The organism is Streptomyces sp. NPDC088910 (assembly GCF_044749865.1).
In the GTDB taxonomy this organism is placed as follows: Bacteria; Actinomycetota; Actinomycetes; order Streptomycetales; family Streptomycetaceae; genus Actinacidiphila.
The window spans coordinates 26,614-46,483 of record NZ_JBIVIV010000002.1; the positions used below are offsets into that span (position 1 = coordinate 26,614).

A 19,870-nucleotide genomic window follows, 5' to 3' on the forward strand; every position below is an offset into this window, starting at 1 on the left:
TTGTTGCGGTCGGCCCAGTTTAACGAGCAGGCACGATCCGCCCCGCACGTATCGCATGGTGAGATACGTCGCCCGAGGCGTGATCAGCCGCAAGTTTTACGGCCGGAGGCGCGGGGGCGTCCTACGTCGCCGGGCGCAGCCCCAGCGTCCCCAGCTCGGCCTCCATGACCTTGCCCGCCTCCTCGGCCAGCTCCTCCTCGTCGTCCCCGTCGCCGCCGGTGTCCAGGCCGTCCAGCTCGTCCAGCGGGCTGTCCAGCCGTACGTGGGCCACGAGCGACTGGAGCGCGCGCAGGCTGGCACTGGCCGTGGAGCCCCAGTTGGACAGATACGAGAACTGCCACCACCACAGCGCCTCGGAGATCCTCCCGGCCCTGAAGTGCGCGAGGCCGTGTGTGAGATCGGCCACGACATCGGCCATGTCGTCGGAGATACGGCAGGCCACCGGCGTCGACCGCGGCACGTACGGGTCGAAGACCTCGGAGTAGACGTCGATCGGTTCGAGGAGCGCCGCGAGCCGCTGCCGCAGGTCGTCCTCGTCCGGCTCGGGACCGACGTCCGGCTCGTACCGCTCGTCCGGGACGATGTCCTCGTGCGCGCCGAGCCGGCCGCCGGCCAGCAGGAGCTGCGAGACCTCCAGCAGCAGGTACGGGACCGCGCTGTCCGGATCGTCGCCCTTGGCGACCTCGCGGACCGAGAGGATGAAGCTCTCGATCTGGTCCGCGATCTGTACGGCGAACTCGTCCGGTTCCTGCTCCTTGCCCGCCACGTCCTGTGCCCGACCCCGCATCTGGTCCTGCTTCTGCTTCCGGTCCTGCCTCTGGCCCTGCGCCTGAGCCTGCTTCTGGCCCTGGTCCTGGTCCTGCTTCTTCGTCACGGTCTCAGACATCCAGCAACCGCCTCCCTTCGAAGGCCCGCCCCAGCGTGACCTCGTCCGCGTACTCCAAGTCACCGCCCACAGGGAGGCCGCTGGCCAGTCGCGTGACCCGCAGTCCCATGGGCTTCACCATCCGGGCCAGGTACGTCGCTGTCGCCTCGCCCTCCAGATTCGGGTCCGTCGCGAGGATCAGCTCGGTGACGGTGCCGTCCGCGAGACGGCTCAGCAGCTCCCTTATCCGCAGGTCGTCGGGGCCGACGCCCTCGATCGGGCTGATCGCGCCGCCGAGCACGTGGTACTTCCCGCGGAACTCGCGGGTCCGCTCGACCGCCACCACGTCCTTCGGCTCCTCGACCACACAGATCACCGAGGGGTCGCGGCGCGGGTCACGGCAGACCCGGCACTGCTCGTCCTGCGCGACATTGCCGCACACCCCGCAGAACCGCACCTTCGCCTTCACCTCGGACAGCACGTGCGCGAGGCGCCGTACGTCCGCCGGATCGGCCTGAAGGATGTGGAAGGCGATCCGCTGGGCGCTCTTGGGACCCACGCCGGGCAGCCTGCCCAGTTCGTCGATCAGGTCCTGGACCACGCCTTCGTACACGCCGACGAGCCTTCCTCACGGTTTCCGCGGTTCTCCGGTGGGGTTTCCGGAGGGGTCAGAACGGGAGGCCGGGCATGCCGCCCAGCCCCTGGGCGAGCGGGCCGAGCTTGGCCTGCTGGATCGCCTGCGCCGCCTCGTTCGCGTTGTGCACCGCGGCGACCACCAGATCGGCGAGCGTCTCGGTGTCGTCGGGGTCGACCGCCTTGGGGTCGATGACCAGGCCGCGCAGCTCACCGGCGCCGGTCACCTTCGCGGTGACCAGGCCGCCGCCCGCGGAGCCCTCGACCTCGGTCTCGGCCAGCTCCTGCTGGGCCGTGGCGAGGTCCTGCTGCATCTTCTGGGCCTGCTGGAGCAGCGCCTGCATGTTCGGCTGACCACCGGGAATCACGGTTTCACTCCTGACTGGCGTCTGCGGTGCGGTGCCACCTTTTTCGTGACAGGGCGAGCCTACGTGTTCGTACGGCCCAGCGCCCTACGCCGTACGGAGGATCGGAACCGGGCGGAGACCACCCGACGGGAGTACAACGCGTCCACCAGCGGTGGGGTGCCCGAATCCGGTGGTGAACTCGGCCGGGGACGGGTCGGGTCTTGGGCCGAGTCGTGGGCCGAGTCCTGTGCCGCGGACGCGGTCGGGCCCCGCGCCGTGCGTTCAGCCGTGCACCCGCGCCGTGCCCTGTGCGCCGCGCTGAGGGCGCCGCGCCCTGTGCGCCGCGCCTTCAGTCGTGCGCGATCTCCTCTATGACCGTGGCGCCCAGCTCCCGCACGAAGAGGTCGTGGCCGCTGAGCGCGGAGTCGACGAGATCCGGGTCGTCGTCCTCGGGGACGTCGTCCTCCAGCGGAGGCGGCATGTCGTCCATGGGGGGCGGCCCGGACTGGTAGGACGCGGACGGCGCCTGGGACGAGGAGTGGGACTGGTACTGACCTTGGCCCGGCCCCTGGTCGTGCCCGTATCCCTGTCCCTGGCCCTGGGACGAGGGGGGTCCGGCCTGGAAGTCCGGTCTCGGGGCGCCCTGGGGCCGGTCCTGCCCCTGGCGACCGGCCGGCGGCTGCGGCGGGCCCGAGGGGCGGGGGGCGCCACCGCCGCCTCCGTAACCGCCGCCTCCGCCCTGCCCGCCCGCGCTCCCGGCGCCGCCGCCCCCGTTCGGGGCCACGATCGCCTCGATCTTCCACTGCACGCCGAGCGCGTCGCTGATGGCGGCCTTGAGTACGTCCTCGCTGCCGCTGTTCGCGAAGCTGTTGCGGGCGCCGGGGTTGTCGAAGCCGACCTGGAGGGTCTCCCCGTCGAAGCCCGCCACCTGGGCGTTGTTGAACAGCAGCATCCAGGTCAGGCGGCGGCGGTTCTTGACCGCCTCCAGGATGTCCGGCCACATCTGGCGCACCCGGCTGGGGTCGCCGAGCGAGGCGGTCGGGGCGGGGGCCTGCGCCTGGGTCTGGGCCTGGGCCTGGGCCGGTGGGGTCTGCGGCGCGGCGGCCGGGGGCGCCTGAGCCGGGGGCTGCGCCGGGGTCCGGTTCTGCGGCTGGCCGGGCGAGGCGGCGGACGGCCAGGCGCCGGGGCGCTGGGCGGGGGGTGCCTGGGCGGGGGGTGCCTGGGCGGGGGGCGGCGGCACGGGCGGTGCGGCGGGCGCGGCGGCCTCGGCGCCGGGTGCCTCTGAGGGTACGTACGCGGGTACGGCGGGGGCCGGGGGCTGGGCCTGCGGTTGGACCTGGTGCGGGGGCGGTGCCTGGGCGGGGGCGTACGCCGTACCGTTCTCGCCCGATGTACGGCCGCCGCCGAGTGCGGCTCTGGCGGCGGCGGGTCCGACGGCCTGCGGCGCGCCCGCAGCCGGACCCGTACCCGTACCCGTGCCGCTGGACGGGCCGCCGCTCTGGGCGAATCCGGCGGAGACCCCGGCGGCGACGCCGCGCTCCAGCCGTTCCAGGCGGGCCTGCAACGAGCGCTCGTCCTCGTAGGCGGCGGGCAGCAGCACGCGGGCGCAGATCAGCTCCAGTTGGAGGCGGGGCGAGGTGGCGCCGCGCATCTCCGTCAACCCCGTATTGACCAGGTCGGCGGCGCGGCTCAGCTCGGCGGCGCCCAGCACGGAGGCTTGCGCCTGCATCCGCTCCACCACGTCGCGCGGCGCGTCGATGAGGCCCTTGTCCACGGCGTCCGGGACGGCCGCGATGATCACCAGGTCCCGTAGCCGTTCCAGCAGGTCGGCGACGAAACGGCGCGGGTCGTGCCCGCCCTCGATCACCCGGTCGACGATCTCGAAGACCGCCGCCCCGTCCCCCGCCGCGATCCCGTCCACCACCTCGTCGAGCAGCGCGGCGTCCGTGTAGCCGAGCAGCGCGGTCGCCATGGCGTACGTCACGCCGTCGGCCGCCGCGCCCGCCAGCAACTGGTCCATGACCGACATCGAGTCACGTACCGACCCGGCCCCGGCCCGTACGACCAGCGGATACACCCCGTCCTCCACGGCGATGGCCTCGCGCTCGCACACCTGCGCCAGGTAGTCGCGCAGCGTGCCGGGCGGCACCAGCCGGAACGGATAGTGGTGCGTACGCGACCGGATCGTGCCGATGACCTTCTCCGGCTCGGTGGTCGCGAAGATGAACTTCAGGTGCTCCGGGGGCTCCTCGACCACCTTCAGCAGGGCGTTGAAGCCCTGCGGGCTGACCATGTGGGCCTCGTCGATGATGTAGATCTTGTACCGACTGCTGGCCGGGCTGAAGAACGCCTTCTCCCGCAGATCACGGGCGTCGTCCACACCGCCGTGCGACGCCGCGTCGATCTCGATCACGTCGATCGACCCCGCGCCGCCCCGCGCCAGGTCCACGCACGACTGGCACACCCCGCACGGCGTCGGCGTCGGCCCCTGCTCGCAGTTCAGGCACCGTGCCAGGATCCGCGCGCTCGTCGTCTTCCCGCAGCCTCGCGGCCCGCTGAACAGATACGCGTGATTGACCCGGTTGTTCCGCAGCGCCTGCTGCAACGGGTCAGTGACGTGCTCCTGTCCGATGACCTCGGCGAAGGACTCGGGACGGTAGCGGCGGTACAGAGCAAGGGACACGCCTACGAGGTTATCCGGGCCCACCGACATCCGGCCCCGTCATCCCCGCCGGCCCACGCAAAGACCCCCCACGCACCCGCCAGAGCCCACCTACCCTTGCTGCCTTCCGGCCCTGGGGGAGTTCAGCGAGATAGCGCCACGTGAGGGGCTGCCGCCCACCCTACCCGATCCCCCACCCCCCCATCGAGTTCGCAACCACCCCCCCACGCCCTGTACTGTTCCTCCCGGAGGATTCGCCTAGTGGCCTAGGGCGCACGCTTGGAAAGCGTGTTGGGGGCAACCCCTCACGAGTTCGAATCTCGTATCCTCCGCCATTGCTCTCACCGGGCAATATGCCGATGGCCCCCACCGTTCGCGGTGGGGGCCATCGGTGTCTTCCCAGCCCCCGTTGTCCTGGTTTTTGCCCACAGCGGGCGTTCCCGGGTGGCCCCAGATGGCACCGGCGATCTTCCGCGCCACGTCCTTGAGCATGGCGTCCGGCACATGCAGGTACCGCGCCCGCATGCTGGCAGACGTGCCCGGCTCCCACCAAGGGCCGTTTCCCGTCGTGGTAGTCCGTGTTCGGACTCAGCGGGCCGCCCAGCGGTTTGATGAACACGTAAGTTGACCCTCACCCTGGCCAGGGTCAGAGTGTCGGCCCCCGTTGATATGGTCCATCCCCGCGGGCGCGGGGAGCAGTCTGCTTGACCTGCGGTCGTTCCGTGGATGTCGGCCGTGCAGAACCAACTTCAAAGAAAGCAGCAAAAAGAATATTCCTCCCATAGGCTGACACCTAGTCGTCCAGCAAACAGAATACGGACGGCAAGCGAGGCACCTGGCGGGTGCATCACACCAACGGCGCGCACACCATGTGGCGCAGTCGGCGATCCGCTTCCGGGACAACCTGTCTGCCCGTACGGTGCGGGTGTGATCGCTCCCCCGCCCCGGCCCCTCCTCTTTCTCGATGTCGACGGACCACTCATTCCCTTCGGGGCGACACGGGAGGAGTACCCGGACGGATATCCGACGTACGTGCCGCAGGAAGCCGGTGCGAATCCGCTGCTTGCCAGGGTCGATCCGGCTCTCGGGCGCAAGTTGCTGGCGCTGCCCTGCAATCTGGTGTGGGCGACCACGTGGGAAGCCGAGGCCAACGAGTGCCTCGCGCCGCTCCTGGGGCTGGCGCAACTCCCCGTGGTCACCTGGCCGGAACCCTCAGAGGAACGCAATCCGTCCGGGCTGCACTGGAAAACGCGCACTCTTCTCGACTGGGCTGCCGAGCGCCCCTTCGCCTGGCTCGACGACGAGATCTCCGACGCCGACCGCACGTGGGCGCAGGCGCACCACCCCGCACGAACCCTTCTCCACCGCGTCGACCACCGCCACGGCCTCACCGACACGGACCTCGCCGCTGTTGCGATGTGGTTGCACGGCAGTTAGCGGTCCCCGCCCGGCGGTCACTGACAGAGCCACAGTCTGGCCGAATACCAACCTGCGCCGACCTATGCGCACTTGCTTGCGCTCCCCCGCCTCCTCCTACCGCCCTCCGGCTCACGTCATATGACATCAACGGAAGGGCTGTCGGTGAACGAGGACGAGTCCAAAGCCATCGCCGAGATCCTCGAAGAGCTGAGCACCACCTCCCATGTCCAGGTCCGCTCATCCGCCGAACTCGCCGACCAGGTCAGCAAGGCGGCAGCGGAGGAGGACAAGAAACGGTTGGAGGACGGGCGGGGTCCGCTGCGCCGCCGCACCGACTACCGAGCCGTTCGGACAGCTCCGCAATCGTTGGCACTCACGCCGTGGCAGGTCATCCACGCCATCGGCCTCGGTGCCGCCGCGGCCCGCCAGGGCGCGGGGCGAGGGCTCGCCGAGCACTGGGGCAGCCTCCGCTACAGCCAGGCCATGGAAGCCAACCGGGGCCGTTACCTGCAGCTATCGTCCGAGGGACGCGATCTCCTGCGCTTCTACAAGGCCACGCAATCCGGGGAAATCGGCACCGGCTTCGCTTCGCTGCTGGCCGAGAACATCGTCAGGTCCCGGTACCCCGACCACTCGGTCTCTGTGATCCCGGCGGATGTCGCCCTCAAGGCCGGCTGGACTCTGCGCAGTTCCGGTACCGACGGCCGCCCGGAGGCGCTACAGCGACGGCCCCACTTCTTCGTCGAAGCCTGGCAACCGGGGCAGCCGTCCCACGTCCTCCTGCTCGCATCCAAGGGCAGACACAGCAGCGTTCGTCAGGTGCACAAGCAGCTCAGCACGGCCAGCGCCCACGTGGAGTCCGTGCACATCGGACCGTACGGCACAGTCCCGTACCTGCTCATCGGCACCGAGATCCCCACAAAGGAAAGCCTCGCCGTGCACGTTTTGGAGGTGCCGGGCGCCACCGCTCTCCGCCCGCCCGGGAAGCCATCGGCGCCCGATCTCGACCTCTACCTGGAACAGGAGAACCGCGCGGCCGACACCGTACGGCCCGCGGGTCACGGAGAGACGACCGTCCCCGGATTCCAGATAATGCCCGACTCCTTCGCCTGGTTCAGCTCCGTGCTGGCACTGACGGAAGCAGCCGCTCTCATGGCCTTCACTGGAGGCGGCAAGCCCACTGTCCAGTATCTGACCAAGGAACAAGGGAAACGCCACTTCCAGCACGACGCCTACGCCAACACGGCCAGGCTGCGCGACGCAGAGCACACCATCCACGGCATCGACTTCGTCGGCACCGATCACATCTATCGCCTCAACGGCACCCGAGTAGAGGCGTTCTCCGGCCTCCGGAGGAGCCTGTACCTGCACCTCCACCATGGGCGCGTCAACGAATACCGACGCGAGGTACACGACTTGCGCGGGCAGTGGCCGGACCACAGCACATCGAAGCAGTGGAACGCGGTGTCCGTCCGCGCCGATGGAACCGTCATGGCCATCCGGCTCCGGGGCGAGTGAGCTGGAGGGCAGACACAGCTACTGACCGGTCATCCCCGTGAGCGCGGGGAGCAGCCGACCATGGGCTGGCTCTTCGACTTCGCGCGGGGTCCATCCCCGCTCGCGCGGGGAGCAGGGCGGTCGCAGCTTCCTGCGCGGCGCGGGCTTTGGTTCATCCCCGCTCGCGCGGGGAGCAGTCTGACTGACCTGCAGTGATTGCGTGGACGCGAGCCGCACAGAACCAACTTCAGAGAAGTGGCGGCGTCCCTATCCCAGCATCGCCCGTGTCATCACGGGCGGCGATGCGGTGAGATCCAGCGCCGCCTCCTGCTCGGCGTAGGCCTCGCGCCTACGCCCCATGAGGGTGAACGCCTGCGAGAAGTGGACGTGGTGTTTCTGGAGCGGGTGGCCGAACCACGTGTCGGCGGCCTGACTCCCGTCGATGCGCTCCGCGATCAGGCGGGCGTCGGCCACAGAACGAAGCGCGCCTTGGTGGTCCGCAGCGGACGCGAGTGGCCGAGCGGGTCGCGCTGGTCACCGGGGTGGTGCTGGATATCGCCACCAGTCCGGCGATCTCGGCGGCCGTGGCTCTGCGGCCACTCCCTGTGGGACACCGACCGTGTTCAGTTCCCCTCCAGGCGCCGGTAACTCTCCTGAGTGATGAGGCGGTATCCGACGTTGCGCACCGTCGCGATGAGGCCGGGGACGGCCAGTTTCGACCGCAGTTCGTGGATATGCACTTCGAGCGCCCGTTCCGGGTCCTTCGCACCGTTGCGTGACAGGCAGTTGACGAGATGGTCCCGGCTCAGCGCCTGGCCAGCCCGACGGGCCAACGTCACGAGCAACTCGTATTCTGTCGGCCGCAGTTCCACTTCGGTCCCGCGCACGGTCACCCTCCTGGACTCCTGGGAGATCCGGAGCGGTCCGTAGGCGATGTGGGAGCTGCTGTTTCCCGTCGTGACGGCCGGGGCCGGGTGTCCCGCGATGCGCAGCCGTGCGACCAGTTCATCCAGGCTGAACGGCTCCACGAGGAATTCGTCGATCCCCGCCTCGCGCCCGGCTTTCCAGGCATCCGTGTCGGCGTGCCGGGTGATGGCGACGATCGGGGCGCCGCAGGCGGCACGCAGCCGTCCGCACTTTCCCAGAACCGGATTGTTGATCGTGTCGCACTCCAGCAGAACGACGTCCGGCCAGTGGCCCGCCAGCGCCAGCTGGTCGATCCGCGGCACCGTGAGAAGGGCGAACCCCATTGGCTGCAGGAGGATCACCATCTCCCTGTGCCGACGGACGGGACCTGTGAGCAACACCTTCATGACGGTCAGTCAACACCACGCCGAAGCTCATCGTCAGCTCAACGCGGGAGGTGCCCCGCGGTCATGTCGTGGTGAGCTGGGAACGCAACACTGCCACGTCGGGGGCTGCTCGAAGTGGCCGGTTCCGGCGCGGCCGGCACCGCAGGAAACCACGGGGGGACACGCACTGATCGGGCCCCCTCGCCGAAGAGAGAGCTGCCGAGGACATGAACAAGAAGAAAAGCCGCGGACCGGGGAACACCAGGCGCAGGGGCGCTCTGGGCTGCGCGATCTTTCTGCTGGGAGTCGTGTCACTGTGCGCCTGCAACGACTCGAACATCTCGAAGTTCGATGCGGCTCCGGCCCTCCCCCGCGGTGTGGCCGCACCGCTCCATGGACATGGCTTCCCTGCCTGGGAGCACATTCGTGGACACTGACGCGAGCGTGGGCCTCGCGGCGGCGGTGCTCGGGGTGCGCGCCGAACTCCAGGCGGCGATGGCTGAGGGCGCGGGGCAGGACCTGCGGTTCAGGGTCGGGCCGGTGGAACTCGAATTCGACGTGTCCGTGGTCCGGTCGGGCGGGGCCGGGGCCAAGGTCTACGTGCTCAGCGGGAAGGTGGACCGGACCTCGACCGTGACGCACCGCCTGAAGCTGACGCTCTCCCCGCTGGACGATCGCGGCCACGACATCCTGGTGAACGGCACCCTCCCCGCGATCCCGGAGTTCTAGGCCGAGCCGACGGAAGGGACGCCATGAAAAGCAGTGGAACAAGTCGCGTGGTGGAGGTCTTCGCGGAGCCCCTGCCGCGCGGCGAGGTGCGGATCGGGACCGGGACGTGGATCGGGGGAAACCTGATCCTCACTGCCCGGCACGTACTGCTGGACGAGGAGCGGCATCTGGAAACCGTCGCGGTGCGTTTCCTGAACCGCCCCGGCCTCGTCCGCGCCGCCGTCGCCTGGCTGGGGGACGGCGACCTTGACGCCGCTGTGCTGCGGGTCGTGGAATCCGCCGACAGCGCTTGGCGGCCGCCCGATGTCACCGCCGAGCTGAGGTGGGGTGTGCTGAGCGGGAGTTCACCCGTACGTGTCAGCGCGGTTGGGCTGCCCGCGAGTGTGCGCCGTCATCCCGACAGCGGCGGTGATTCCGATCAGGTCGAGGGGTCCATCGGCCCCCTCGCCGGGCAACGCGCGGAGCGATATCAGTTGGGTTTGGTCATCGCCCCGGACCGGGACCCGTCCGGCGGCTCGGGATGGGCCGGCATGTCAGGGGCCGCGGTGACCTGCGGCCGCCTGGTGTGCGGCATCGTCATCGAGGATCGGAAGAACTTCGGAAGCAGACGGCTGAGTGTGCTGCCGGTGTACGTCATGGCCCGCAGTGCGGAATTCCGCGCGCTCGTGGAGGAGGCGACCGGGCGCCCCCTCATGCTGGAATCCGCCGAGCTCCAGGGATACCTCGCCCCCTGGCACCTCGACATCCGCCCGAGGACCCCGGCCTGCCTGCTCCGACCGGAATACGAGACGGTGCCTTTCCGGTCGCGCGCGGAACTCGTCGAGCTGAGGGAGTGGTGCGCGGCCGACGAAGCCCTCTCGGGACGCCTGGTGATCGGGAAAGGCGGCCAGGGGAAAACCCGGCTGGCCCGCGAGCTGGCGGCGGAACTTCTGAGCGAGGGCTGGACCGTCGGCCGTCTCCGCACCCCGGAGCACGCGGCCGCCTGCGCCGCACCCGGTGAGGCAGGGTCGCGTGACGTCGCGGAGGCAGTCGCCCGCACCACCTCCAAGGTATTGCTGGTCGTGGACTACGCCGAGAAGAACGTCACCGCGATGCGGGCGCTGATCAACACCCTCGCCCTCGACACACCGCTGAGCCAGGTCCGTGTCCTCATGCTGGCTCGCAGCGACGGGGAATGGTGGCAGAAACTTCAGCAAGAGGACAAATACCAGGTCCTCTCGCACCCGCCCCTCGAACTGGGCCCGCTCGCGGAAGCGGACCGCGCCGAGACCTACGCCGAGGCCGTGAAGTGCTTCGCGGCGGCACTGCGGAGCGTCGAGGGCTACGCACACACCGACCTCGATCCCCTGCCGCTCGACGCCCCCTCCCCGGATGTGCTGCGTGACGGTCATCCGCTGACGCTCCACAACGCCGCGCTGGCCGCCGTGCTTGAAGCGGCGTCGGTCGACGGGAGAACCACTGGCGGGAAAGCGCCCATGGACGTCATCCTGGCCCACGAGACTCGTTACTGGGCGTCTATGGCCGAGTCCCGGGGTCTCGGTCACGAGCCGCCCGTGACCGCGCTGACCGCCGCCCTCCTGGTGGGGGCCGCAGACAGGGACGAGGCCGAACGCACCCTTGCCGCCTTGGAGGACACCGGACCGAGCCCCGCCGCCACAGCCGATCGCCGCCGTCTCGCCGCCACGATCAGCGACCTGTACCCGTCCTCCGGAGGGCAGGGGTACTGGGGCAGCCTGCAACCGGACAGCCTCGCGGAACACTGGTTGAAAAAGGCGCTCACCGAGGAGCTCGACGGGCGCGCCCTGCTGTCCAGAGTCCTTCCCGCCGTCAGCGACCGGCAGGCAAGGCGCGCCCTGGGAATCCTCGGCCCGCTGGCCGACGAGACTCCGCTCCTCGAAGGCCCTGTCCGGGAGCTGATCGCCGAGCACGCGGAGCGGCTCGCCCGACCGGCTGTCCAGGTGGCGCTCCGTTCCCGGACGAGCCGCGTCCTGTCCGAGGCCCTCCGGGAGGTGCGGATGGAATCCTTCACCGACGCCCGGGCCGTGACGGCTCTTCTTGAGGCAATTCCCCAGAGCACGCAAATGCTCGCCGAACTGGCCCTGTCCGCGGCGCTCCGCCAGGTGTCCGACCGCCGCCGATCGTACAGTCGCCACGGCTCGATCCGTTCGCTTCAGCGCCGCACACGTCTCGCGGACCTGGCACGGGCTGAGAGCGAGGTCGCGTTCAGGCTGTTCGACGCGGGTCGGTATTGTGACGGTCTCGCGTACGCCGACCGGGCCGAGAAAAGGCTCGAACGACTGACGCGGGCCAGGGCCACAGATGAGGAGAGGTCCCTGTACGCCTCGGTGCTCAGGACCCGCGCGACGCTGTTGAACTGCGTGCGCCGACGGGGGAAAGCACTCCGTGTCATCGATCACGCTATCGCGATCCACAGGAAGCTGGCCGACTCTAGCCCTGACGGGCAGGCGGAGTTGGCGTCCGCCCTCCGCAACCGGGCAGCGTACCTCCACGGGCTCAAACGGCACCCGGAGGCCCTTGCCTCGATCGGCAGCGCAATCAGCATCCAGGAGCAGTTCCGCGACGTCCTCCCCGACACCCGGGCCAGTCTGGCGAAGATGCTCAGTATTCAGGGGCGGTGCCTTACCGCACTGTCGAGATCCGAGGAGGCTCTGGAGGCGTTCGACAGAGCCGTCCGGCTCCGCGAGGACCTCGCCGCACGGTTCCCCGACACCTACCGCACCAGCTTCGCCGACATCCTGGTGGCCCGATGCGGGACGCTGACCCACCTTGACCGGTACGGCCCCGCTCTGCGGGACCTCGACCGCGCGGCGGGAATCCACGGGATGCTCGCCTTCCGCAACACCGATGACCGGATCGAGATCCTCCAGTCCCTCCTCCGGCTCCAAAAGAACGTCAGGGGGCGATGGCCGAAGGGGGCCGACCGGATCGGCGAGCACCTCGCGGCGCTCACCCCCGACGACCGAGAGACGGAGCACCGGTTCGGGAGCGCCCTGCGTCGGTGGACGAGCCCCGTGTGCGAGCGTCCGCGCGTCACCTGCCGCTGGACCTGCTCCGCACGCCGTCCGCCTCGCACCGCAGCCCCGGCCCGTCGGTCCGCACCGGCGCCGTGACGCCCGTCGGCGTCCCGGCCTCGCTGGAGATGCCCCCATGCCGGGCTACGCCCCGGGACGCTCCTCGCACTTGCCGTATCCCGCGGCCCCTTGGACGTCGTGACAGGCGAAGGCGTGGTAGGTGCCGGTCACCCATTCGGTGTGCAGACCTCGCGTCCCGTCCGACATCAGGGGTTCCCATTCACGGTTCGCGTCGGTGCCGCAGCCGATGTGCATCGTGTAGTACTCGCTCTTGGGAAGCGTGCGCCGCCACGTCGTCACACCGCCCGAGACGACCTTGGTGGCCTCCCCCCTCCCCGTGTCCGCCTGCACGTAGAGGCCGTCGTCCACCGGCTTTCCCGAGTCGCAGGTGACAGAAGCGGTGATGGAATACGGGCCGCCCGCCGGAGTGGTCGGGGTCCGGGTGGGCACCGTCGACGGCGTGGTGGGGCCGGTCGTGGCGGGGTCGGTCGTGGCAGGGCCCCCCGTGGGAGGGCCGCCCGTGGCCTCCGTACCGGGTCCGACGGCGGGGCCGCCCGCCGCGCCGTGGTGCGTCGGGCGCGGCGAACGGGACGGATGGGGCGCGGTGGACAGCGGGCCCCCGGCCGTGGGGGCCGAGTTCGCAGAAGCGGGGAGCGAGGGCGGGCCGGACGCACTCGGACGCGCTCGGTGGTGCTGGGGCGTCGTCAGGACTGCCGCCACGCCGACGCAGAGCACCACCGCGGCCGCCGTGAGCACAATCGCGCGCACGCGGCGGCGACCCGGCTCCGCGCCCAAGGACACCGACGGGGTGGGCCAGGGGCGCTGTTTGGGCACCGACGTGCCGCCCCGGCCGGCCTGGGCCCTGTTCCGCAGTACGGCGGCGAGGCGACCGGGCGCGGTGCGGGAGGCCCGGTCCGCAGTGCCATCCCCCTTTCGCCACCGCGATACGCCATCGGCGCCGAGGCCGACCAGAGCGGCCTGAACGGCGTCCGCCATCTCCGCCGCGTCGGCGAACCGGTCCTCCGGAGCCTTGGACAGCGCGCGCAGCACCAGCTTCCGCACGGCGTCCGGGATCCCCTCGGGCATGTCCGGTACCGGGGCCGAGGCGTGCAGGGCGACGTAGGACTCCGGGTCCTCCGCGTAGAAGGGCGGCTGACCGCACAGACACTCGTACGCGATGACCCCGACCGCGTACAAGTCGGCTGACGCCGTGACCTCGCCCGGCCCGGCCTGTTCCGGGGCGCTGTACTGAGGGGTGCCCATGACCATGCCGTGGGAGGTCAGCCGGGCCGCTCCCACCGCCCGGGCCACGCCGAAGTCGGTGACAATCACCTTGTCACCGTCACCGAGCATCAGGTTCGCCGGCTTCAGGTCCCGGTGCGTGATCCCGCGCTCGTGCACTGCCCGAAGGGCGTCGAGGACCTGCACGACGATCGACAGCGTGCGGACGACGCCCAGCGGCTCGCCCAAGTCCGTGAGTTCGCTCAGGGGACGCCCGTCGAGCAGGTCCATCACGAGGAAGGCGGCACGCGGGTCGTCGCTCTCGCCGAAGTCGTGGACGGTCACGACGCCGTGATGCTTCAGGCTCGCCAGAATGCGCGCCTCGTCCCGGAAACGCTCGGAGAACCGGGGACTATTCATTAGGCCTGAGTGAAGAAGTTTGACGGCGACCTCGCGTCCCAGCACAAGATCCCGTGCGCGCCACACCTCACCCATCGCCCCCGAACCGACGTACCGCACTAACCGATACCGATTCCGCAGAACGACGTCTTGTCCGCCCATGCCTATCCCCCGCGCTCCGATGTCCCGCCCTGTCCCGTGGTCTGGCAGGATAGGTCACCTCGTATGGCTGACCGCACATATGCGCCACCTCTGCGGCTGCCTAAGTCCGGCCTCCGAGTTCGGCGTTGGGCTGGTCGGGGGAGCCTCGCCGTGAGTCGTATCGGATGCGCCGTGGGAGCGGATCGAGCCGCTGTTGCCCAAGTGGGAGCGGCGGTTCCGGTATCCGCGCCGCCAGCGGGTTCGACAACGGACCGACACGCACGACGCCCCCGCGTCGGCGGGGGCGTCGTGGTAGTCAGGGCTGGCCGGGGTGACCACTCTGGAGCGCACCGTGGTTAACGGGGCGCTTCCGCGTGGGCGGCAGGCGTCATGCGCCCTGGAGGTCGAGGGGGATGTACCGGTTTCCCCTGGCCTGGTTGAGCTGGTCGCCGAATGTGCCGGTACCGAGCTTGATCGTGGCGCTGCCGAAACTCGTGTGATAGATGAACTTGTTCCGGAAAGCGACGCTGGGATAGCCGTTCCAGCCGACCAGGCGCGGGAAGAACCAGTTGCCCGTGACGTTCTCGACCGCGTCGTCACCGCTGTTGGCGAATCGGAAGCAGTGCGTTGAGCCGCCGTCCTTGTGGTAGACGACTTTCGGGTGACCGCCGGGGTCGAAGCGAACCTGACTGCGGTCGTGGGTCTCCCAGCCCTTGTGCTGCGAGACCGAGACGTACTGGATCCGGTTGTTCTGGACCCAGACGATGACGTGCTCGAAGTCATGACGGTGGCCAGCGCAGGCGCCGGAAACGCATGCCGAGACCTGGTCCTTCTCGAAGTAGCTGGCGTACATGATCGCGCACCATCCGTGGTTGCACCACTTGCGCGAATAGGTGTTGGACTGGTCGAGTTGACCGTAGTCGTGGCAGTGCCCATTTGTGGCGCCGCCCGGCTTCAGTCCCGGATTGACGTATCCGTCAGAGCTGATCGCCGCTGTCGCGTAGCAGCCGTCCCCGTCGTAGTCATAGGCGGGAGAGAATGCCTGCTCCGTGCCGTCTGCGTTCTGCGGCATTTTGTTGATCACATTGGCCTGCGCGGGCGCCGAAAGGGCCAGGATGAAGGCGATGGCGGCGAACACGCTTACCGCCGCTGCTCCCCACCGCCCACGTGGCGCGCGCCGCGTTCGAGGTCTGGGAGCCGACCCCTCGGTCCGTTCGACTGCGCTAGAACCTTCCACTGAATTCCTCCCTGGGCTCGGAGTCGTTGCCTCACGCGAATCTGCTGGATCCGCGGGATTTCTCCCAAGGCGCCTTGGGACAAGCACATTTCACCACCCGCGGATCTGCGGGCTTAACAGCGTTGAGGTAACGCTGAGCTTTATAGCGGAAGGGGACTTTAGCCGTGCGATGCCGCGTTCGACGGGGGTACGTGCCTGGGCGAGGGCTCGGTTGACGGTGCGCCGGGTGGGGGTAAGTGCCCCGCAGGCTGGTCGTCTGAGACCGGTGGCAGCTGGTTCGTCTGGGAGGCGGACGGCTGGATGAGCCCCGAGCCGTTCGACGGCACCGCCGCACGGGTGCCCGGCATCGCCTTCCCCCTCACCGAGGAGTGGCAGTGGGCATACGACTACTCCGACGACACCCTCCACTCGCCGCTGCTCCACGAGACCTACCTGCACGGCTCGGCGCTGCTGGGCAAAGGCAGACCGGGCGCGTACTGGACCCTGGTGGTGGCCGGGCCGCAACGCGGCCAGGTGTGGTGGCTCAGAGACGGATGCGCCGCGCCCTACGCCGATGCACCACATGATCAGCAAGCAGGCGACTTCCTGACCTGGGCGACCGACTGGCACACGGGACAAGGCTGGTGGCAGACCGAGTAGCACCGCCACTCGCAACTCGCGTGCTGGGAGCGACAATAGGGACGTTGAGGTCACGCGATACGCCGTGCGGCTCTCGTCGGCCAGATGACGGTGACGGGGATGCCGAGGGCGCGGGCCTCTTCGACGACGTCGGCGGTGCCGCCGCCTTCGGTGCCGGGCGGCATGCCGTTCCAGACGGCGACAAGACGGTCGGCCCGACGCAGCAATTCGCTGTTGGCGGCTTCGTACGCGTCGCGACCGGCGGTGGCGTGATCCATCACCACCGCCTCGGTGGCGGCAGCCAAAAGCCGGTCGAATTGGGCGGCGTGCGCATCCTTGACCTTCGTCTCGCGGTAGTCGCGGGAAGGGATCACGGCGACGAGGCTTCCGCCGGCGTCGAGGACGGCTTCGGCGAACAAGGAGTCCGCCCCGGCGGCGATGCAGGAGACGCCGACCAGTTCACCGTCCGCCACGTCACGCATCAACTCGCCGAGGGCTGCGCGAACCAGGGGGACAGAAGCATCGGTGAGGTCCATGTGGCCGGTCACGGCGAGGATGGTCACAGCGTTCCTTGTCAGTCGGCGAGTTGCTCGCGGAGCCTAGCGCGCGCTTCTCGTACGGGTGCCGAAGTACCGTGACCCACCGTGTAGGCGTACAGCTCGGCCATGCCCTCTCGCACGCGTCCGGAGTGGACGCGCTCGGCGACGTCGCAGGCTGCTGGGTCTCGGCAACGGCTGCAGTGAGGTCGCCGGAGAGGAAATAGACCTCGGCCAGGCCGAGGCGGTCCAACGCGTGTGATCTCCCGGCCTCCGGTCCTCGACGGGTGAGTGCGGTGCGGATCTGTTCCTCGGCATGCCCGGCGTGGAGCCGAGGGTCGCGCCGGGCGAGTTCCAGCAAGCGACCGCCGGTGACACCGGCGAGTTCCGCTTGATCGAAGTAGCCGATCCAGTACGGCTCGTCGAGACCGGCGGCTGCAAGCACGTGCCGAGCTTGCTCCGTAGCCCGGTTGAACGCCGCTGTCCTGCCCAGCGCGGCCAATGCCCATGCCTCTCGCGTGTGGAGCATCGCGCGGAGCCGGGGTCCGGCTTCGTCACGGACACCCTCTGTGCGGAGGGGTGGATCACCACTCCCGAGGTCGAGGCCGTGATGCGCGCCGTCCCCCGGCACGCCTTCACCTCCGAGGTGAGCGTGAGGAAGGCGTACGAGCCGTACGCGGCGGTGCCGACGGCCAGGTCACCCCGGTGGACATCGATCCCGTCGTCACCGACCGGGCCCGCCCGCTGCTGGACGCGCACGGCTACGGCCGGGTCACCGTCGTCACGGCCGACGCCGCCCAGCCCATCCCCGACCTGGGGAAGGTCGACGTCCTGATGGTGACCGTCGACGCCTGGGACGTCCCGCCGACGTGGATCGACCAACTCATGCCCGGCGGTCGCCTGGTGGTGCCGCTGCGGATGCGGGGCCTGACCCGTTCCATTGCCTTCACCCGCGTCGGCGACCACCTGGAGAGCGAGTCCGCGAAGATCTGCGGTTTCGTGCCGATGCAGGGCTCCACCGCGCACAACGAGGAGTTGCCGCTGGTCAACGGCACGCCGGAGATCGGGCTGCTCTTCCCCGCGGGCGCGGGGAGCGGTATTTGATCACCGCGCTGTGCAGGGAGGTGGCGGGCCCATCCCCGCGGGCGCGGGAGCAGCGTCGCCGTTGCCTGGCGGAAACTCCAGATCGGGGTCCATCCCCGCTCGCGCGGGGAGCAGGCTGTCTGACCTGCAGTCATTGCGTGGACGCAGGCCGCACAGAACCAGCTTCAGAGAAAGCCGCAAAACACGTATTGACGCCCCGGGGCGACACGCAGTCGCCCGGCCTACGGCCACCAAGAGGGCCCCGGCTACGCGAACCTGGCCGCCTTGGCCGCACCAACTTCCAGACGGCCAAGCCACGAGCGCAGCTGGCAGAAGCAGCAGGGATGAGACCCACATCTCCCCCAGACCCAGATTGCTGAACCCAGCCCACCACACGACACACCGGCTTGACAGGGCCGGCGCCCGCACCCCCGAAGGTTGCAGGTCGGGGGCGTTCGCCCCCGTCCACGAGCGTCCAGCAAGCCCTGGAGCCACCACCCCGGCCCAGCTCAGACCATCCACGTCCCGGCGCACACCAAAGCAGAACGTCGGAGAGCGTGTTGAAGGCAACCCCTCACCGGTTCGAAACCCATATCCTCCAGAAGGCTCGCCGGCCACGACGCGAATCGACCGGGATCAGGCTGGGGCGGATCTCGTACGGCGGCGGTGACCGTTCCAGCAGTCTCCGCCAGCCCCTCGATGTTGGAACCGCTGAATCCGGCGAGGTGGGTACCGTCGCGATCGGCGGAGGATTCGCAGGTCGGCAGGGCGAGGAGGATGGGGATGGGGATGGATCAGGTGGCTCTTGAAGCCGCTCTTCACGATGCCGAGCAGAGGTTGCAGGCCGCTGTTCAATCAGGTGACGTACAGGCACTGGACGTGCTCCTGGACGACCGTGTCGTCTACACGGGGCCGGACGGCAGCACCGTGACGAAGGAGGAGGACCTGGGGGCGCACAGGTCCGGGGCCCTGGCTGTCGAGGTCTTCGAGCAGCAGGACCTGGACGTGACCGTGGTGGACTCCACCGGGATCACCCGCGTACTGGCCGGGCTTGAAGGCACCGCCGGCGGACATCCGTTCAAGGCGCGCCTTCGCTACACCCGCACCTGGATCCACGTTGACGGCACCTGGCGCGTCCTGGCCGCCCACGCCAGCGCCGTACCGGATCTCGGGTAGAGGCTTACGGATCGGCCACGCACTCGCGGGCGACGCGCCCTCGTCGGACCCCGATGCCCCGTTCGCCGTTGTCGCGGGCGGCCGTCCGCTCAGCAGGTAACGTCTGCTCGGCCGTCGCTCCACCCAACACCCGCCCCAGGTCGGAACCCCCGTGCTTCCTCGTGAACGACGCCGTGGCCCGTGGGAAAGCGTGCGGGGGCAGCACGCGACGAGTTCGGATCTCGTGTCCTCCGCCATCGCTCTCACCGGGCAATACGGCGTCGGCCCGTCATGGCGGCGGGGGGCAGCGGAACCGCGCGGCGGGTGGTCAGTCGGTGACGTTCGAGGCGAGGCGGTCGAGGGCCGCGGAGACGGCGGCGAGTTCGGCGGGGGTGAAGCCGAGGTGGAGGCGGCGGTCGAAGTCGGCGGCGGCGTCGCGGAGTTGGAGGAAGAGCGCGTGGCCGGTCTCGGTGAGTTCGACGACGTGGACACGGCGGTTGTCGTCGGCACGCCGACGGGTGAGGAGGCCGTCGCGTTCCATCGCGTTGAGGTGGTGGGTCAGGGTCGCGCCGTGGATGCCGATGGCGGCGGCGAGGCCGCGCTGGTTGCCGAACCGTGTCGTCTCCAGCGACATCAGGATCAGCCACACCGGCAGCGACCCACCGGCAGCGGTGAGCGCCGCGTCGAACTGTCCTGAGACGACCTTCGCCACCCGGGTGAGATGCGTCCCGAACGGCGGGCCCTGCGGCGCTGGCATGGCCGCGAGTTTACAACGGATCCTTGCTGGCCTAATCGTTTGACCTCCAACGCTTAGAGATCGTACGGTCCTCTGATGAGCTGTCCAGCCGTGGTCCATACCGGCGAACCGGCTGCCAGCGCCACGCTGCGCCGGTCCGACGCCGAGCCCGAACTCATCTACCGCTCCGGCGTGACCGTGAGCTACT

At 69.6% G+C, this 19,870-nt stretch carries 17 protein-coding genes, 1 tRNA gene, 1 other RNA gene and 2 pseudogenes; 8 read left to right on the plus strand and 13 right to left on the minus strand.

Annotated elements, in window-relative coordinates; genetic code table 11:
• Positions 1-121: 121 nt before the first annotated feature.
• From ACIP4Z_RS04700 to ffs, 5 genes are all read right to left on the minus strand, one after another.
• Positions 122-787, minus strand: a complete 666-nt coding sequence (locus ACIP4Z_RS04700) for a DUF5063 domain-containing protein (RefSeq protein ID WP_391043543.1) — start codon at positions 785-787, stop codon at positions 122-124.
• 91 nt (positions 788-878) lie between these two features.
• Complete coding sequence (gene recR / locus ACIP4Z_RS04705; protein ID WP_355335946.1) at positions 879-1,478, minus strand: recombination mediator RecR; 600 nt, start codon at positions 1,476-1,478, stop codon at positions 879-881.
• Between the two features lie 55 nt (positions 1,479-1,533).
• Positions 1,534-1,866: a YbaB/EbfC family nucleoid-associated protein gene (locus ACIP4Z_RS04710; RefSeq protein ID WP_391042507.1), complete on the minus strand. Its 333-nt coding sequence runs from the start codon at positions 1,864-1,866 to the stop codon at positions 1,534-1,536.
• Positions 1,867-2,194: 328 nt separating this feature from the next.
• Positions 2,195-4,528 (minus strand): DNA polymerase III subunit gamma and tau, encoded by a 2,334-nt coding sequence (locus ACIP4Z_RS04715; RefSeq protein WP_401305099.1) that lies wholly within the window; start codon positions 4,526-4,528, stop codon positions 2,195-2,197.
• Between the two features lie 59 nt (positions 4,529-4,587).
• Positions 4,588-4,678: signal recognition particle sRNA small type (ffs, locus tag ACIP4Z_RS04720), an RNA gene on the minus strand.
• A gap of 76 nt (positions 4,679-4,754) precedes the next feature.
• On the opposite strand from ffs, the gene ACIP4Z_RS04725 reads away from it, so the two are divergent.
• Positions 4,755-4,842 (plus strand) — tRNA-Ser (locus tag ACIP4Z_RS04725).
• Between the two features lie 70 nt (positions 4,843-4,912).
• Here the strand turns inward: ACIP4Z_RS04725 and ACIP4Z_RS04730 are convergent.
• A pseudogene (locus ACIP4Z_RS04730) lies at positions 4,913-5,135 on the minus strand (site-specific integrase); the annotation flags it as partial.
• A gap of 299 nt (positions 5,136-5,434) precedes the next feature.
• Here ACIP4Z_RS04730 and ACIP4Z_RS04735 point away from each other — a divergent pair.
• Positions 5,435-5,944: an HAD domain-containing protein gene (locus ACIP4Z_RS04735; protein ID WP_391159192.1), complete on the plus strand. Its 510-nt coding sequence runs from the start codon at positions 5,435-5,437 to the stop codon at positions 5,942-5,944.
• Between the two features lie 144 nt (positions 5,945-6,088).
• Entirely contained in the window at positions 6,089-7,444 is a 1,356-nt protein-coding gene (locus tag ACIP4Z_RS04740) for a hypothetical protein (RefSeq protein WP_401305102.1), read from the plus strand.
• Between the two features lie 246 nt (positions 7,445-7,690).
• Here ACIP4Z_RS04740 and ACIP4Z_RS04745 read toward each other — a convergent pair whose 3' ends face one another.
• Positions 7,691-7,897 (minus strand): hypothetical protein, encoded by a 207-nt coding sequence (locus ACIP4Z_RS04745; protein WP_391042443.1) that lies wholly within the window; start codon positions 7,895-7,897, stop codon positions 7,691-7,693.
• A gap of 149 nt (positions 7,898-8,046) precedes the next feature.
• Positions 8,047-8,736 (minus strand): response regulator transcription factor, encoded by a 690-nt coding sequence (locus tag ACIP4Z_RS04750; RefSeq protein ID WP_401305104.1) that lies wholly within the window; start codon positions 8,734-8,736, stop codon positions 8,047-8,049.
• A 405-nt stretch (positions 8,737-9,141) separates the two neighbouring features.
• Between ACIP4Z_RS04750 and ACIP4Z_RS04755 the strand changes: the two genes are divergently transcribed.
• Both ACIP4Z_RS04755 and ACIP4Z_RS04760 read left to right on the plus strand, forming a co-directional pair.
• Positions 9,142-9,444, plus strand: a complete 303-nt coding sequence (locus tag ACIP4Z_RS04755) for a trypco2 family protein (RefSeq protein ID WP_355335899.1) — start codon at positions 9,142-9,144, stop codon at positions 9,442-9,444.
• 86 nt (positions 9,445-9,530) lie between these two features.
• On the plus strand, positions 9,531-12,575 hold the full coding sequence (locus ACIP4Z_RS04760; RefSeq protein WP_401305107.1) for a hypothetical protein: 3,045 nt from the start codon (positions 9,531-9,533) through the stop codon (positions 12,573-12,575).
• A gap of 45 nt (positions 12,576-12,620) precedes the next feature.
• On the opposite strand, the gene ACIP4Z_RS04765 is transcribed toward ACIP4Z_RS04760, so the two are convergent.
• The 3 genes and pseudogenes from ACIP4Z_RS04765 to ACIP4Z_RS04775 all read right to left on the minus strand — a co-directional run.
• Entirely contained in the window at positions 12,621-14,318 is a 1,698-nt protein-coding gene (locus ACIP4Z_RS04765; RefSeq protein WP_401305108.1) for a protein kinase, read from the minus strand.
• Between the two features lie 367 nt (positions 14,319-14,685).
• A complete protein-coding gene (locus ACIP4Z_RS04770) occupies positions 14,686-15,435 on the minus strand; it encodes an NPP1 family protein (RefSeq protein WP_401305110.1) in 750 nt (249 codons plus the stop codon).
• A gap of 252 nt (positions 15,436-15,687) precedes the next feature.
• Positions 15,688-15,801: pseudogene (locus ACIP4Z_RS04775) on the minus strand (IS5/IS1182 family transposase); the annotation flags it as partial.
• A gap of 33 nt (positions 15,802-15,834) precedes the next feature.
• Here ACIP4Z_RS04775 and ACIP4Z_RS04780 point away from each other — a divergent pair.
• A complete protein-coding gene (locus ACIP4Z_RS04780) occupies positions 15,835-16,173 on the plus strand; it encodes a hypothetical protein (protein ID WP_401306037.1) in 339 nt (112 codons plus the stop codon).
• A gap of 50 nt (positions 16,174-16,223) precedes the next feature.
• Here ACIP4Z_RS04780 and ACIP4Z_RS04785 read toward each other — a convergent pair whose 3' ends face one another.
• Positions 16,224-16,715: a hypothetical protein gene (locus ACIP4Z_RS04785; protein ID WP_401305112.1), complete on the minus strand. Its 492-nt coding sequence runs from the start codon at positions 16,713-16,715 to the stop codon at positions 16,224-16,226.
• Between the two features lie 678 nt (positions 16,716-17,393).
• On the opposite strand from ACIP4Z_RS04785, the gene ACIP4Z_RS04790 reads away from it, so the two are divergent.
• Both ACIP4Z_RS04790 and ACIP4Z_RS04795 read left to right on the plus strand, forming a co-directional pair.
• Positions 17,394-17,792 (plus strand): hypothetical protein, encoded by a 399-nt coding sequence (locus ACIP4Z_RS04790; protein ID WP_401305114.1) that lies wholly within the window; start codon positions 17,394-17,396, stop codon positions 17,790-17,792.
• Between the two features lie 762 nt (positions 17,793-18,554).
• Positions 18,555-18,947 (plus strand): nuclear transport factor 2 family protein, encoded by a 393-nt coding sequence (locus ACIP4Z_RS04795; protein WP_401305116.1) that lies wholly within the window; start codon positions 18,555-18,557, stop codon positions 18,945-18,947.
• Between the two features lie 307 nt (positions 18,948-19,254).
• Here ACIP4Z_RS04795 and ACIP4Z_RS04800 read toward each other — a convergent pair whose 3' ends face one another.
• The gene (locus tag ACIP4Z_RS04800; RefSeq protein ID WP_401305118.1) at positions 19,255-19,683 is read right to left on the minus strand and encodes a MarR family winged helix-turn-helix transcriptional regulator; all 429 of its coding nucleotides are present in this window, start codon (positions 19,681-19,683) and stop codon (positions 19,255-19,257) included.
• Positions 19,684-19,870 lie beyond the last annotated feature (187 nt).